The sequence below is a fragment of the Pseudomonas sp. 1D4 genome (assembly GCF_001728925.1).
Lineage (GTDB): Bacteria > Pseudomonadota > Gammaproteobacteria > Pseudomonadales > Pseudomonadaceae > Metapseudomonas > Metapseudomonas otitidis.
Genome location: NZ_LXJQ01000117.1, coordinates 1 through 1,227 on the forward strand (window position 1 = coordinate 1; position 1,227 = coordinate 1,227).

The following is a 1,227-nucleotide window of genomic DNA, read 5'->3' on the forward strand; positions in this document are numbered from 1 at the left end:
GTCCCCCAGCAGGTTGGTCAGGCTGCCGGTGCGCAGCACCATGTCCGCGCCGCTGAACACCAGGCCGCGCTCGTTGCGCAGGCTGTCGCTCTCGATGCGTAACGCCTTGGTCGCGCCGAGGGTGCCGCGGTTGTCCACGCTGCCGGCCTTGAGCAGCAGGTCGCCGGCGGCGCTGAGCTGGCCGGCGCTGGTGAGTGCGCCACCCAGGCGGAAGTCGCCGTTGCCGCCGCTGCGCAGTTGGGCGCCGCTGCCCAGTTCGGCGCTGGCGGCGCTGACGGTCATGTCGCTCTGGCTCTTGAGGCTGCCGTTGCCCTGGTAGCGGCCGCTAAGGGCGAGCTGGAGCTTGCCCTGGGTTTCGATCAGGCCGTCGTTGATCCAGTCGGTGCCGCTGGCGGTGATGTCCTCAATGGACACCAGTTGCCCGGTGGCTGTCTGGGTGAAGCGGCCGACCTTGAGGTCGATGCGCTGGGCCTGCAGCAGGCTGCTGTTGGTCCAGTCGGCTACGTCGAGGCTGAGGGTGCCGTTGGTGAGGAAGCGGCCGCCGGCCTGGCCGACGTCGGCCAGGTTGAGGCCGAAGCCCTGGTTGCCGACGTGGTGCAGGGTGCCGCCCTGGTTGCTGAGCTGGGTGCTGCTGAGGCGGAAGGCGGCGTTGCCGATTTCCACCAGGCCGTTGTCGTTGTCGAAGCGGCCGCCGAGGCGGAAGACGCTTTCGCCGCTGCGGCCCAGGGCGCGCAGTTTGCCGTTGGCGTTGCGGGCGTCGTTGAGGTCGAGGCTGAGGGTCTGCGCGGCTTCCACCAGGCCGCCGCTGTTGTCGAGCAGGCCGCCGAGGGTGAGGTCGATGGTGTCGGCGCCGAGGCTGCCGCTGTGGTTGCGCAGGCTGTCGGCGTTCGCCGTGAGGCTGTGCTTGGCCTGGATCTGGCCGTTGTCGTTGAGCAGTTCGCCGCGGGTGAGGCTGAGGTTGCCCTGGGTGGCGGTGATGTGGCCTTGGCTGTTGTCGAGGCGGGTGCGGGTGGTGAGGTCGACGCTGTCGCCCTGGAGGCGGCCGGCTGTGTTGTCGAGGGTGTCACTGCGGGCAGTGAGGGGGCCGTTCTGGGCGATGAGGCGCCCTTGCTGGTTGCGCAGGTCCTGGGCGTCGACGGTCAGGGCGCCCTGGACGGTAAGGAGTTTGCCGTTGCGGTTGTCGAGGGTGCTGGCGGTGGCCTTGAGTTCGCCGCTGTCGGCCTGGAC

General features: G+C 69.8%; 1 pseudogene. It reads right to left on the reverse strand.

The window, feature by feature from the left end:
• Window positions 1–1,227, reverse strand: a pseudogene (locus A7D27_RS26800) (adhesin); the annotation flags it as partial.